Origin of the sequence: Roseovarius autotrophicus, from assembly GCF_018069895.1 — a bacterium.
Taxonomy (GTDB): Bacteria; Pseudomonadota; Alphaproteobacteria; order Rhodobacterales; family Rhodobacteraceae; genus Roseovarius; species Roseovarius autotrophicus.
The window spans coordinates 1-12,845 of record NZ_JAGQDH010000038.1 but is presented as its reverse complement, the minus strand read 5'-3'; the positions used below and the strand labels follow the sequence as shown (position 1 = coordinate 12,845).

10 protein-coding genes and 5 pseudogenes are annotated in these 12,845 nt (G+C 66.1%); 10 read left to right on the top strand and 5 right to left on the bottom strand.

All coding sequences use genetic code 11. The annotated features are described in order from the left end of the window. The 4 genes and pseudogenes from KAK09_RS17820 to KAK09_RS19170 all read right to left on the bottom strand — a co-directional run. Positions 1–277 (bottom strand): annotated as a pseudogene (locus KAK09_RS17820) (transposase); the annotation flags it as partial. Between the two features lie 202 nt (positions 278–479). Beyond that, positions 480–1,232: pseudogene (locus tag KAK09_RS17815) on the bottom strand (IS256 family transposase); the annotation flags it as partial. 32 nt (positions 1,233–1,264) lie between these two features. After that, positions 1,265–1,426: pseudogene (locus KAK09_RS19175) on the bottom strand (transposase); the annotation flags it as partial. Next, complete coding sequence (locus tag KAK09_RS19170; RefSeq protein WP_418895547.1) at positions 1,347–1,589, bottom strand: transposase; 243 nt, start codon at positions 1,587–1,589, stop codon at positions 1,347–1,349. The gene KAK09_RS19170 and the pseudogene KAK09_RS19175, both read right to left, overlap by 80 nt. Before the next feature lie 50 nt (positions 1,590–1,639). Here KAK09_RS19170 and KAK09_RS17805 point away from each other — a divergent pair, with 50 nt between their 5' ends. The 3 genes and pseudogenes from KAK09_RS17805 to KAK09_RS17795 all read left to right on the top strand — a co-directional run bounded on the left by KAK09_RS17805 (position 1,640) and on the right by KAK09_RS17795 (position 3,244). Beyond that, entirely contained in the window at positions 1,640–1,798 is a 159-nt protein-coding gene (locus KAK09_RS17805; protein WP_210880277.1) for a hypothetical protein, read from the top strand. Between the two features lie 109 nt (positions 1,799–1,907). After that, positions 1,908–2,144, top strand: coding sequence for a type II toxin-antitoxin system Phd/YefM family antitoxin (locus KAK09_RS17800; protein ID WP_210880276.1), 237 nt, complete (start codon positions 1,908–1,910; stop codon positions 2,142–2,144). A 249-nt stretch (positions 2,145–2,393) separates the two neighbouring features. Next, a pseudogene (locus tag KAK09_RS17795) lies at positions 2,394–3,244 on the top strand (transposase). Positions 3,245–3,526: 282 nt separating this feature from the next. Here KAK09_RS17795 and KAK09_RS17790 read toward each other — a convergent pair. Next, complete coding sequence (locus KAK09_RS17790) at positions 3,527–5,479, bottom strand: 3-hydroxyacyl-CoA dehydrogenase NAD-binding domain-containing protein (RefSeq protein WP_210880275.1); 1,953 nt, start codon at positions 5,477–5,479, stop codon at positions 3,527–3,529. Positions 5,480–5,622: 143 nt separating this feature from the next. Between KAK09_RS17790 and KAK09_RS17785 the strand changes: the two genes are divergently transcribed. The 7 genes and pseudogenes from KAK09_RS17785 to KAK09_RS18935 form a co-directional block, all read left to right on the top strand. After that, positions 5,623–7,920, top strand: a complete 2,298-nt coding sequence (locus KAK09_RS17785) for a bifunctional salicylyl-CoA 5-hydroxylase/oxidoreductase (RefSeq protein ID WP_210880274.1) — start codon at positions 5,623–5,625, stop codon at positions 7,918–7,920. Next, positions 7,917–8,636, top strand: a complete 720-nt coding sequence (locus KAK09_RS17780; RefSeq protein ID WP_210880273.1) for an SDR family NAD(P)-dependent oxidoreductase — start codon at positions 7,917–7,919, stop codon at positions 8,634–8,636. The genes KAK09_RS17785 and KAK09_RS17780 overlap by 4 nt, the downstream gene beginning before the upstream one ends. Further along, positions 8,633–9,112, top strand: coding sequence for a MarR family winged helix-turn-helix transcriptional regulator (locus KAK09_RS17775; protein WP_210880272.1), 480 nt, complete (start codon positions 8,633–8,635; stop codon positions 9,110–9,112). Before KAK09_RS17780 ends, KAK09_RS17775 begins: the two co-directional genes overlap by 4 nt. Further along, a complete protein-coding gene (locus tag KAK09_RS17770) occupies positions 9,099–9,902 on the top strand; it encodes an enoyl-CoA hydratase family protein (RefSeq protein WP_210880271.1) in 804 nt (267 codons plus the stop codon). Before KAK09_RS17775 ends, KAK09_RS17770 begins: the two co-directional genes overlap by 14 nt. Continuing rightward, the gene (locus KAK09_RS17765; RefSeq protein WP_210880270.1) at positions 9,902–11,059 is read left to right on the top strand and encodes an acyl-CoA dehydrogenase family protein; all 1,158 of its coding nucleotides are present in this window, start codon (positions 9,902–9,904) and stop codon (positions 11,057–11,059) included. The genes KAK09_RS17770 and KAK09_RS17765 overlap by 1 nt, the downstream gene beginning before the upstream one ends. Then, positions 11,056–12,678 (top strand): AMP-binding protein, encoded by a 1,623-nt coding sequence (locus KAK09_RS17760; protein ID WP_210880269.1) that lies wholly within the window; start codon positions 11,056–11,058, stop codon positions 12,676–12,678. Before KAK09_RS17765 ends, KAK09_RS17760 begins: the two co-directional genes overlap by 4 nt. 34 nt (positions 12,679–12,712) lie before the next feature. Next, positions 12,713–12,845, top strand: a pseudogene (locus tag KAK09_RS18935) (ABC transporter substrate-binding protein); the annotation flags it as partial.

Genomic DNA, 12,845 nt, shown 5'->3' with positions numbered 1-12,845 from the left:
CCGTGCCACCGCGTGCGATGATGGCGCCGTGGCAGCGGCGGGTGTCGTAGGCGCCATCTGCGGTCACGGTGCCGATGTCTTCGTCCTGGGGGACCTGGTCGAGCAGGTCCAGCAGGACGGGGCTGTCACCTTCAGCGTTCGATGGGCTTACGCGGCCCCACTGGGGCCACGGCCCCATCTCACTCTGCCTGCGGCACAGGGTCGAGTAGTCCGGAACGGGCCAGTCCAGCCCCACCAGCTGCAACAGGCTGGCGATCATCCCGGCGGTCTGTCTAAGAGCCCGATTTGAAACTAATTGAGTGAGTTCAGCAGGTTGTGATTCTGTTCGGTTGCAAAGCTGAACGGAGACCACAATGGCCTGGACTGAACTCACCCGACGCCAACATGCCCGAGTGGGCGATAAGTATGTGAGTTTCGATGTGGCTGACGGAGAGTTTTGATTGAGCAACCCGATGTCTGGAAATTCTGCTGAGAGGGGGTCAGGCATCCTGGCATTCCCACTTGATGTAGGCCTTCGTGTCGGAGGCCCATTTGTCGTCGATCTCGACCAGCACGGCGCTGACGAGGCGCAGCAGCGCGTCTTCGCCAGGAAAGACCCTGACCTTGACGGTGCGCCGCTTCAATTCCTGCTGGATGGACCGCTCCATCGGGTTAGATGTGCGCAACCGTTTGCGGTGGTGCTCGGGCAAGGTGAAGACGGCGAGGCCTTCGGGGACGTTTTCCTCGAGCCATGCGGCCAGCTTGGGTGCGGTATCGCGATAGCTGGCGACGAGCTCAGCCAGTGCGGTTTCCGCCTTGGCGAGATCATCCGCCGTCCAGATCGATTTCAGCTGTCTGCCGATGCGCTTTCGGATCTCGGCGTTTGGGGCGTGGTGGATGGCGTTGCGGGCCAGATGGAATTGGCAGCGCTGCCATCTGGCACCGCCCAGAACGGCGCGCCGGGCAGCGCGCAAGCCGCTGTGGTCGTCGGAAACGACGAACTCGACCCCGCGCAGGCCGCGGGCGACGAGACTTTCGAGGAAGGCGCGCCAATGAACCTCGGCCTCGGGCAGGGCCACCGACACGCCCAGAACCCGTCGGCATTCGTCCCGGCCAATGCCAATCGCCGAGAGCACGTTCGTCGGGGAAACGATCCCCCGGATCGTTTCCTGATCCTCCTCACCATCGCGCACAATGCCGCCATGGCGCATCTTTTCATACCGCGCGTCGAGGATGAGATACTTGATCTCGCCGAGTGGGCGGTCGCTGCCCGGGCCGCCAGTTCCTCATCCAGCAGCTTGGCGGCGCGGCTGACCTGCGAAGATGACAGGCTCTCGATGCCGAATTCGCGCATTACGGCCTCCACATCACGGGTCGACACGCCCTTGATGTACATCTCGGCGACCGCCAGCATGACGGCGCGCACTGATCGCCGGCCGCGCTCCAGCGATTGCGGTGAGACACGGTTCCCCGTCGTGCCCGGCGGTCTTGGGCACCTGCACGTTCACGGTGCCTGCGGGGGTGTCGATCCTCTTGGGCTTGGTGCCATTTGCATAGCCCCGACGCTCGGGCGTGCGCTCGTAATGCCCGGCTCCGAGAAAGGGGTCGATTCCGGTAGGGGGCAGGATCGTATCACAAGGCCAAGAACCGGGGGAAAGCTTTGCCGTTCAGCGAAACGGACCACGTGGAGATCCGGCACTTGGCCGGAATGGTGCTCGATTTTGCAGACGAGGTTGCGCTCATGGCTGACGGTCGGCGCAGCACGCTGGAGCTCAAGATTTCTGATGAGCTGAAGAAACTGGCCGAGCGCGGCGTCTAAGCCCGCGCCCTCCCCGCCATATGGGGGTGGTCGGGCGCCGCCGTTGCCATTTGCTAGTGGACAAATTGGACATTTTGGCTATATTATGCTTGAGTGAAAGGATGTCCAAATGACCCGTGTGACCGCAACAGAATTTAAGAACAACATCGGCGCTTTCAGCGATGCCGCGATGAGTGAACCTGTGATCATCACCAGCCACCAGCGCGACCGCCTGGTGCTGCTGTCAGCTGAGGAATACCGCCGTTTGACGGGGGTAACAGAGGGTATCAGCGACAGTGACAAGGAACGCATTGCGCGCGGCCTTGAGCGTCATCGCAACACCATCATGGAACTGGCCAACAGATGACGGACCCCAAATGGGTGCCGCGCCAGCAGGTTGAGTTCATCCATGAGGCTGTGATCGAGATTGCAGGCGGTGCATCAGGTCTGCGGGATGCTGCTTTGCTTGAGTCTGCCCTGGCACGGCCGCAGAACCAGTACGCCTACGGCGAAACGGACACGTTCCAGCTTGCCGCCAGCTATGCCGATGGGCATTGTTGCAGAACTCTCGTCGTGAAGGATTCACATCACGAATCCATGCGGTTAGACGGGTGGCATGAGCAAGCCCAAGCCCGCCCGTTACCGCACGACGAACTGGTCCGCCTACAACGCTGCGCTCCGCAAGCGCGGGTCGTTGCTGATCTGGCTGGACAAGGAGATGGCCTGGCACGCGCCACATGAAGGCCACCCTGGGCGCCCACCGGTGTTCTCGAATGCGGCGATCCAGTTCTGCCTGTCGATCAAGGTGCTGTTCAGGCTGCCGCTCAGACAGACCGCCGGGATGGTCGCCGGTCTGCTGCGGCTCGCGGGGCTGGACTGGCCCGTTCCGGACTACTCGACCCTGTGCCGCAGGCAGAGTGAGATGGGACCGTGGCCCCAGTGGGGCCGCGTAAGCCCATCGAACGCTGAAGGCGACAGCCCCGTCCTGCCAGACCTGCTGGACCAGATCCCGGACGACGAAGACATCGGCACCGTGACCGCAGATGGCGCCTACGACACCCGCCGCTGCCACGGCGCCATCATCGCACGCGGTGGCACGGCGTTCGGGCACTCTCTCGAACCGGTGGCGTTCGTGCCCTCACTCCCGATCCGCAAAAATGGCCGACCGTGGAAGGAGGATTGCCCAGCCGCCCGGGCCCGCAACGAAACCCTGCGCGCCACACGTCACTACGGCCGGGCGTTCTGGAAACGGTGGACGGGATACCACGCCCGCAGCCGCGCCGAGGCCAGGATGCCCTCGCAGGTTCGCTCGAACCTGTGGCGCTGAACCTGCTCGACCTCAAGTCTTTCGGCGAACGCATCGCCGCGAGAGACCCAGACCGCCAAACCGCCGAAATCCACATCCGCGTCGCACTCATCAACCGCTTCAATGCCCTCGGCACCGCCGAGATCGTCCGCGTGGCCTGAACCGGAAGGGGCAAGGGGAACTCACGCCTCAAGCCACCTTTCTGCAACAGCGCCAGGAAGAAAGATCCCTGGCGCGAAAGTCACCCGCGCCGAAAGACATCGCGATCATGAAATCGCACCACCACAAAGGGATAGCGTCCCGGCTCAGGGACTATTTCAGCGGCCTGATTTTTTCAGTTTCAGGATAGCGGCGCCACACAGATTGAGGCAGAACCCGGCAACCGCCTGTGCGGTCTAGTCCATATCCACGACTGTCTGCGCGCGGGCGTGGCCTGAGCCTGCTCACGCCCCGCCGGCGAACATCGGCCCGCCTTTCCAGCGCGGAAAGCCGAAGGCGTTGACTATCACCACGTCGATATCGGCGGCGCTTTGAGCGATCCCCTCGTCGAGAACGCACGCGCCCTCGTCCTGCATGGCCGCAAGCAGCCGCGCCATGATCTCGGTCTCGGGGACGGGCTGGCGGGCGATGCCCTTGCGGGCCGATTCCGCAAGGATCAGCGCCTCGGTCTCGGCCGAGCGCTGTGCGCGGCCGTCCTCGCCATAGCGGTAATAGCCGCGCCCGGTTTTCTGCCCGAAATGCCCCGCCTCGCAGAGCCGGTCGCCGATATCGACATAGCGCTCGGCGGGGTCGCGGGTGGCGGCGCGGCGCTTGCGCATGGCCCATGAGATATCGAGGCCAGAGAGGTCCTGCATCCTGAAAATCCCCATGGCAAATCCGTAATTCTCCATCGCGGCGTCGATCTCCCACGGGAGCGCGCCATCCTCGAGCATATACTCCGCCTCGCGGCGATAGCGCGACATGATGCGATTGGCGATGAACCCGTCGCACACCCCCGCGATGACGGGGATCTTGCCAAGGCGCTTGGCCAGCGCGAGGCCCGTCGCCAGTGCGCTGTCGTCGAGGCCCTCGGGCGTCACGATCTCGAGCAGTTTCATGATATGGGCGGGGGCAAAGAAATGCAGGCCCAGAACGCGCGCGGGGGTGTCCGCCGCGCGGGCAATCTCCGCCACGTCGAGATATGAGGTGTTGCTGGCCAGCACCGCGTCGGGCCGCGTCACCCCGTCGAGCGCGGCAAAGACCGCATGCTTGACATCCATATCCTCGAACACCGCCTCGATCACCAGATCGGCCTCGGCGAGCGCCTCGTAATTGTCGCGTGCGGCAAAGGCTGCAAGGCGCACGGCGTGGTCCTCGGGCGTGAGCTTGCCGCGTTTGCGCGCCCCGTCGAGAATGCCCGCCACCCGCGCGCGCCCCGCCTCGGCGGCATCCGCGTCGCGCTCGATCATGGTGACGCTCAACCCCGCGATGAGGCAGGCGGCGGCTATCCCTGCCCCCATCGTGCCGCCACCGATCACGCCGATATGGTCGAGCGGGCGCGGGGCAATGCCCTTGAGCCGATCCACCCGCCCCGCCGCGCGTTCGGCAAAGAAGATATGGCGCAGCGCCTTTGACTGCGCGCCGTCGCGCAGGGCCTGAAAGAGCGCGCGCTCGGCGTTCAGCGCCTCGGCCACGGGCAGGGTTTGGGCATTGCGCAGCGCCTCGATGGCCGCCAGCGGCGCGCGCTGCCCGCGTGCGCGGTCCGTGTGGCGCGCAGCCACGGCTTTGAGCGCGCCCTCCGCGCTTTCGGGGCGGGGCGGGCGATCGTCAAGCGGAGCGGGCAGCGGGCGGTCAGCGACCTCACGCGCGAAGGCGAGCGCGTCCGAGACCAGATCCCCACCCGCGATGGCGTCGATCAATCCCAGTTCCCGCGCACGCAGAGCAGGCACCGGCGTGCCAGAGGCGATCATGTCAAGCGCACGGTCGACGGTAATGAGGCGCGGCAGGCGCACCGTGCCGCCCGCGCCGGGGATCAGGCCAAGCGTCACCTCGGGCAGGCCGAGCGCGGCACCCGGTGCCGCGATGCGGTAATGACAGGCAAGCGCCGTCTCCAGCCCGCCGCCAAGCGCCGTACCGTGAATGGCGGCCACCCAGGGCTTGCGCGCCCCTGCGATCCGCGCCAGCACATCGGGCAGGTGCGGGGCTGCGAGCGGTTGGCCGAACTCTCGGATATCGGCCCCGGCGATGAAGGTGCGCCCGGCACAGGCCAGCACCACGGCGCGCACGGCGCTATCCCCCTCGGTGCGCGCGACCGCGTCCGACAAGCCCTGCCGCACGGCGTGACCGGTGGCGTTCACCGGCGGGTTGTCGATGGTGACAAGCGCGATGCCGTCGCGCGTCTCGATCTGGACGGTCATTCGAGGGTCTCCTCTGGCGTTCTTCCTCCATATCATTCAGACATGAATATTTCAAGCTTGAAATAAAATTGGCCCCGACGTAGCATCAGGTCAGGGACCAAGCGAATCGTCGGTCTGCGACGGCGCGACAGGGAGGGTTGAGGATGCGTGTTGCCTGTCTTGGGGGCGGCCCGGCGGGGCTATACTTTGCCATCTCGATGAAGCTGCGCGACCCCGCGCACGAGGTTGTCGTGATCGAGCGCAACCGCGCCCGCGACACCTTTGGCTGGGGTGTGGTGCTCTCGGACGACGCGCTTGAGAACCTCCGGGTAAACGACCCCAAGAGCGCGCAGGCGATCCGCAATCACTTTGCCTATTGGGACGATATCGCGGTGGTGCATGGCGGTGTGCGCACGGTCTCGGGCGGGCATGGCTTTGCCGGGATCGGACGGCGGCAGATGCTTATTCTCTTGCAGGACCGCGCCCGCGAACTGGGCGTCGATCTGCGTTTCGAGACCGAATTCGACAGCACCGAAAGCTATCGCAAGGATTACGACCTTGTCGTTGCCTGCGACGGCATCAACTCGCGCGTGCGCAATGAATTTGCCAATGTCTTTCGCGCCGATATCGACATGCGCGAATGCAAGTTCGTCTGGCTCGGCACGCATCAGAAATTTGACGACGCCTTCACCTTCATCTTCGAGAAGACCGAAAATGGCTGGGTCTGGGCGCATGTCTATCAATTCGACGACAACACCGCGACCTTCATCGTCGAATGCCAGCAGGGCACCTGGGACCGCTGGGGATTCGCGGACATGTCCAAGGAAGAGACCGTCGAGACCTGCCGCCGCATCTTCGAGGCGCATCTAGGCGGGCATGAGCTCATGTCCAACGCGGCGCATCTGCGCGGCTCGGCGGTGTGGATGAACTTCCCGCGCGTGATCTGCGAGAAATGGCATCACGAGAATGTCGTGCTCATGGGCGACGCTGCGGCGACAGGGCATTTCTCGATCGGCTCGGGTTCGCGGCTGGCCTTTGACAGCGCGATTTCGCTGGCCGGCTACCTGCATTCCGAACCGACGATGGAGGCGGCATTCGAGCGCTATCAGGACGAGCGCCGGATCGAGGTGCTGCGCCTGCAATCGGCGGCGCGCAACAGCCTTGAATGGTTCGAGCAGGTCGAGCGCTATCTCGATCTCGACCCGGCCCAATTCGCCTATTCGCTGCTCACCCGTAGCCAGCGGATCAGCCACGAGAACCTGCGCCTGCGCGATCCGAAGTGGCTGGAAAGTGCGGAAAGATGGTTCCAGACCCGCGCCGGCGTTGACGCGCAGGCCCCGGTGCGCGCGCCGATGTTCGCGCCGTTCAAGTTGCGCGACATGACGCTCAAGAACCGCATCGTGGTCTCGCCCATGGCGCAATACAAGGCGGTGGACGGCTGCCCGACCGACTGGCATCTCGTGCATTACGGTGAGCGGGCCAAGGGCGGCGCGGGGCTTGTCTACACCGAAATGACCTGCGTCAGCGCGGAGGGCCGCATCACCCCCGGTTGTCCGGGGCTCTATGCACCCGAGCATGAGGCGGCGTGGCGGCGGCTGGTGGCGTTCACCCATGCCGAGACCGGTGCGAAGCTTTGTTGCCAGATCGGCCATTCCGGGCGCAAGGGCTCGACCCGGATCGGCTGGGAGGGGATGGATCAGCCCCTGCCGGAGGGAAATTGGGAGGTCATGTCAGCCTCCGCCCTGCCATGGTCGCGCGCGAACGCCACCCCGCGCGAGATGACCCGCGCCGATATGGAGCGCGTCCGCGATCAGTTCGTCGCAACGGCGGAAATGGCGGCACGCGCGGGTTTCGACATGATCGAGCTGCACGCGGCGCATGGCTATCTCTTGTCGTCCTTCATCTCGCCGGTCTCGAACATCCGCACGGACGCCTACGGCGGCAGTCTGGCAAACCGCCTGCGCTATCCACTCGAGGTTTTTGCCGCCATGCGCGCCGTCTGGCCGGAGGGCAAGCCGATGTCGGTGCGCATCTCGGCCAATGACTGGATGGACGAGGACGGTGTGACGCCGGAAGAGGCGGTGGAGATTGCCCGCGCCTTCCACGGTGCCGGGGCTGACCTGATCGACGTGAGCGCGGGGCAGACCAGCGCGCAGGCGCGCCCGGTCTATGGCCGCATGTTCCAGACCCCGTTCAGCGACCGTATCCGCAACGAGGCGGGCATCCCCACCATGGCCGTGGGCAATATCTACGAGGCCGACCATGCCAACTCGATCCTGATGGCGGGGCGCGCCGATCTGGTGGCCGTGGGCCGCCCGCATCTGAGCGATCCCTACTGGACGCTGCACGAGGCCGCGCGCATCGGCGACCGCACAGCCCCCGACTGGCCGCTGCCCTATCTTGCCGGGCGCGATCAGCTTTGGCGGCTCGCGGACCGCGAAGCGGAGGTGTTGCGCGCATGAGGCGGGTTCTGGTCACGGGGGGCGGCTCGGGCATCGGGCGCGCCATTGCCCGCGCCTTCGCCGCAGCGGGCGAGGAGGTCACCATCGCGGGGCGGCGGCTGGAGCCGTTGCAGGAGACCGCCGAGGGCCATGGCATCACCTGCCGCGCGGCCGATGTGACCGATGAGGCGCAAATCGAGGCGCTGTTCGAGCGCCCCTATGATGTGGTCATTGCCAATGCCGGGACGGGGCGCACGGCCAAGCTCTCGGAGGTGACGCTGGCGGATTGGACCCAGACCCTTGCCGTCAATCTCACCGGCACCTTCCTCACGTTTCGGGCGGGCCTCCGGGGCATGGGCGCGGGCGGGCGTCTCATCGCCGTCGCCTCGACCGCAGCACTCAAGGGCAATGCCACCGTGCCCGCCTATACGGCGGCCAAGCATGGCGTGCTGGGGCTGGTGCGCGCGGTCGCGCTCGACGTGGCCCGGTCCGGCATCACCTGCAACGCGATCTGTCCGGGCTTCACCGAGACGGACATGGCCGAGAGCGCCATCACCGGGTTGATGCAGCGCTTTGACGTGGACCGCAAAAAGGCCACCGCCATGGTCGTCGCGGGCAATCCCATACGCCGCCTCATCGCGCCCGAGGAGGTGGCCGCCGCCGCGCTTTATCTCGCCTCGCCCGGTGCTGCGTCGGTCAATGGCCACGCGCTCTCGGTCTCGGGGGGCGAGGCATGATCGGGCAGGCCAGAGAGACCGGGGCGCAAGACCTCTCCAAGGACCGGTTGCGGCTGTGGCTGCGGCTGTTGAAGCTGACCAGCGGGATCGAGGCCGAATTGCGCCGCAACCTGCGCGAGGTGCATGACACAACGCTGCCGCGTTTCGATGTCATGGCGGCGCTCGCGCGCCATCCCGACGGGCTGCGGATGAGCGATCTTTCAAGCTATCTGCGCGTGTCAAACGGCAATATCACCGGCATCGTGGACCGGCTTACCGAAGAGGGGCTGGCGCTGCGCGTGGCCGTGCCCGGCGACCGGCGCGCGCAGACGGCGCGGCTGACGGCGCGGGGGCGCGAGGTGTTCGACCGGTTGGCCGCCGATCACGAGGTCTGGATCGACGCGGCGCTCGGTGCGCTCGATGCTGCCGAGATCGCCACCATGGCGCGGCTGGCCAAGCGGGCGCAAAGCAGGGAGGACGGCAATGAGCATCCATGAGACCACCCATTTCCGCTGTAAAATCGCAGGCGGCATCGCGCGCATCGCCCACGACCGGCCCGAGCGCAAGAACCCGTTCACATTCGACAGCTACGCCGAGATGCGAGACTGGTTCCGCGCGCTTGCCTATGCCGAGGACGTTCATGCGGTGGTGATCCTGCCCAATGGCGGCAATTTCAGTTCGGGCGGCGATGTGCACGAGATCATCGGCCCGCTGACACGCATGGACATGAAGGGGCTCTTGAATTTCACCCGCATAACCGGCGATCTGGTGCGCGCGATGATCCATTGCGGCAAGCCGGTCATCGCGGCGGTGGACGGGGTCTGTGCGGGGGCGGGCGCGATCCTTGCCATGGCCTCTGACCTGCGGATCGCCACGCCGGACGCGCGCACCGCGTTTCTTTTCAACCAGGTGGGGCTGGCGGGCTGCGACATGGGGGCCTGCGCGATCCTGCCGCGCCTCATCGGTCAGGGCCGCGCGGCGGAACTGCTCTATACCGGGCGCAGCATGAGCGCCGAGGAGGGCGAGCGCTGGGGCTTTTTCAACCGCCTCGTCGCGCCCGAGATGCTGGAAATGGAGGCAATGGCGCTGGCCGACCGGATCGTCGCGGGGCCGACCTTCGCCAATTCCATGACCAAGACGATGCTGGCGCAGGAATGGTCGATGAGCCTTGATCAGGCGATCGAGGCCGAGGCGCAGGCGCAGGCGATCTGCATGCAGGGCCGCGATTTCACCCGCGCCTATGAGGCCTTCGTCGCCAGGCAAAAACCCGTGTTCGAGGGCGATTGATGGCGGACCAAACCTATCTCGACTGGCCGTTCTTCGACGCCCGCCACCGCGACTGGGCCGCACGGGTGGAGGCGGTGGCGGCCAAGCTTGCCGTCGATCACACCGAGACCGATGGCGCCTGTCGCGCGCTGGTGCGCGATCTGGGCGCGGCGGGGCTGCTCGAGGTGACGGCCAGCCTTGATGGCCCGCTTGACGTGCGCGCGCTCTGCCTTGCGCGCGAAACGTTGGCGCGCCACGATGGGTTGGCGGATTTCGCCTTTGCCATGCAGGGGCTGGGCACCGGCGCGCTCTCGCTTTTCGGCACTGACGCGCAAAAGACCCGCTGGCTGCCGCTCACCCGCACGGGCCGCGCCATTGCCGCCTTTGCCCTGACTGAGCCCACCTCTGGCTCGGACGTGGCCAATTCGACCATGACCGCAACGCGCGACGGCGAAGACTATGTGCTCGACGGCGAAAAGACCTGGATTTCCAATGGCGGTATCGCGGATGTCTATACCGTTTTCGCCCGCTCCGGCGAGGCCCCCGGCGCGCGGGGCCTTTCGGCCTTTGTGGTGCCCGCCGACACGGCCGGGCTGAGCGTGGCCGAACGGCTCGAGGCCATCGCGCCGCACCCGCTTGCACGGCTGCGTTTCGACGGGTGCCGCATCCCCGCAAGCGCCCTCATCGGCGCGCCCGGTCAGGGCTTTCGCATCGCCATGTCGGTGCTCGATGTGTTTCGCTCCACCGTCGCCGCCGCCGCCCTCGGTTTTGCCCGCCGCGCGCTGGATGAGGCGCTTACCCGCGTCACCACGCGCCATGTGCGGGGCGCGCCGCTGGCCGATCTCCAGATGGTGCAGGGCCATATCGCCGACATGGCGCTCGATGTGGATGCCGCCGCCCTGCTGATCTACCGCGCCGCCTGGGCCAAGGACCGGGGCGCGCCGCGTGTCACCCGCGAGGCGGCGATGGCCAAGCTCTTTGCCACCGAAGCGGCGCAACAGGTCATCGACCGCGCGGTGCAACTGCATGGCGGCGACGGGGTGCGCGCGGGCGAGACGGTCGAGCAGCTTTACCGCGAAATCCGCGCCCTGCGCATCTACGAGGGCGCGAGCGACGTGCAGCGCGTGGTGATCGCGCGTCAAACACTCGCCGCCCATGAGGGAGGGAGAGAGGCATGAGACCATCGGCGCATCTCGACACGTTCACACGCGACAACCTGCCGCCAAAGGACCAATGGCCCGGCCTGCTGCTGGACGGGTTCGATTACCCTGAACGCCTCAATGCCGGGGTGGAGCTGACCGATGCGATGGTGGCGCGGGGCTTTGGCGACCGCACCGCGCTGATCGGCAACGGGCGGCGGCGCACCTACAAGGAACTGACCGACTGGACCAACCGCCTCGCCCATGTCCTGACCGAGGATCTGGGCATGAAGCCCGGCAACCGGGTGCTGATCCGCTCGGCCAACAACCCGGCGATGGTGGCCTGCTGGCTGGCGGTGACCAAGGCAGGCGCGGTCGCGGTCAACACCATGCCGCTGTTGCGGGCGGGGGAACTGGCGAAATACATCGAGAAGGCGGAAATCAGCCACGCGCTTTGTGACACGCGGCTGATGGACGAGTTGGCGATTGCCGCCAAGGATAGCCCGTTCCTGCGCACCGTCGCGGGCTTTGACGGCACCGCCAATCACGACGCCGAACTGGACCGGCTGGCGCTGGAAAAGCCTGTTACCTTTGACGCCGCCGACACCGCGCAGGACGATGTGGCGCTGATCGGCTTTACCTCCGGCTCGACCGGCAACCCCAAGGCAACGCTGCATTTTCACCGTGATCTTCTGATCATCGCCGACGGCTATGCACGCGAGGTTCTGGGCGTGACCCCCGAGGATGTCTTTGTCGGCTCGCCGCCGCTGGCCTTTACCTTCGGCCTTGGCGGGCTGGCGATTTTCCCGCTGCGTTTCGGCGCGGCGGCTGCACTTCTGGAAAACGCCTCGCCGCCCAACCTGATCGAGATCATCGAGAAATTCCGCGCCACGGTCTGCTTTACCGCGCCGACCGCCTATCGCGTCATGCTGCGCGCGATGGAGGAGGGCGCGGACCTTTCCAGCCTGCGCGCCGCCGTCTCGGCCGGAGAGACCCTGCCCGCCCCGATCTATGAGGAGTGGCAGGCGAAAACCGGCAAGCCCATGCTCGACGGGATCGGCGCGACCGAGATGCTGCATATCTTCATCTCCAACCGTTTCGGCGATCACCGCTCCGCCTGCACCGGCAAGCCGGTCGCGGGTTACGAGGCCAAGGTTTTGACCGAGGACGGGCAGGAGGCCGCACCGGGCGAGATCGGTCGGCTGGCCGTGCGCGGCCCGACCGGCTGCCGCTACCTGCATGGCGAGCGGCAGGGGGAATATGTGCAAAACGGTTGGAACATCACCGGCGACAGCTTTACCCGCGACGCCGAGGGCTATTTCTGCTTTGCCGCGCGCAATGACGACATCATCGTAAGCTCCGGCTACAACATCGCTGGGCCCGAGGTCGAGGCGGCGCTTCTGGCCCATGCGGCGGTGTCCGAATGCGCGGTGATCGGCGCGCCCGACCCCGAGCGCGGCACCATCGTCGAGGCGCATGTGGTGCTGGCCGAGGGCCACGCCCCCTCCGATGCGACGATCGCGGACTTGCAGGCGCATGTGAAGGCCGTGATCGCGCCGTTCAAATACCCCCGCTCCGTGATCTTCACGAAGGGGCTACCCAAGACCGAGAGCGGCAAGATACAAAGATTTCGTCTGAGGCCGGGCGCTGTGACATGACCAAGCAAAATGGAACCAAAAGGGAGAACCGACAATGAAAAAACTGATGATGGGCGTTGCGGCGCTCGCGCTGGCAGCGACCGGCGCAATGGCCGAGGTGAAGGTGGGCATGATCACCACGCTTTCCGGCGGCGGCGCGGGGCTGGGGATCGACGTGCGCGACGGGT

What these genes read in the sequence shown, in the direction of transcription:
- KAK09_RS17800 (WP_210880276.1), top strand. Translation starts at nt 1,908, where the DNA reads ATGACCCGTGTGACCGCAACAGAATTTAAGAACAACATCGGCGCTTTC.
- KAK09_RS17790 (WP_210880275.1), bottom strand. Translation starts at nt 5,479, where the DNA reads ATGACCGTCCAGATCGAGACGCGCGACGGCATCGCGCTTGTCACCATC.
- KAK09_RS17785 (WP_210880274.1), top strand. Translation starts at nt 5,623, where the DNA reads ATGCGTGTTGCCTGTCTTGGGGGCGGCCCGGCGGGGCTATACTTTGCC.
- KAK09_RS17780 (WP_210880273.1), top strand. Translation starts at nt 7,917, where the DNA reads ATGAGGCGGGTTCTGGTCACGGGGGGCGGCTCGGGCATCGGGCGCGCC.
- KAK09_RS17775 (WP_210880272.1), top strand. Translation starts at nt 8,633, where the DNA reads ATGATCGGGCAGGCCAGAGAGACCGGGGCGCAAGACCTCTCCAAGGAC.
- KAK09_RS17770 (WP_210880271.1), top strand. Translation starts at nt 9,099, where the DNA reads ATGAGCATCCATGAGACCACCCATTTCCGCTGTAAAATCGCAGGCGGC.
- KAK09_RS17765 (WP_210880270.1), top strand. Translation starts at nt 9,902, where the DNA reads ATGGCGGACCAAACCTATCTCGACTGGCCGTTCTTCGACGCCCGCCAC.
- KAK09_RS17760 (WP_210880269.1), top strand. Translation starts at nt 11,056, where the DNA reads ATGAGACCATCGGCGCATCTCGACACGTTCACACGCGACAACCTGCCG.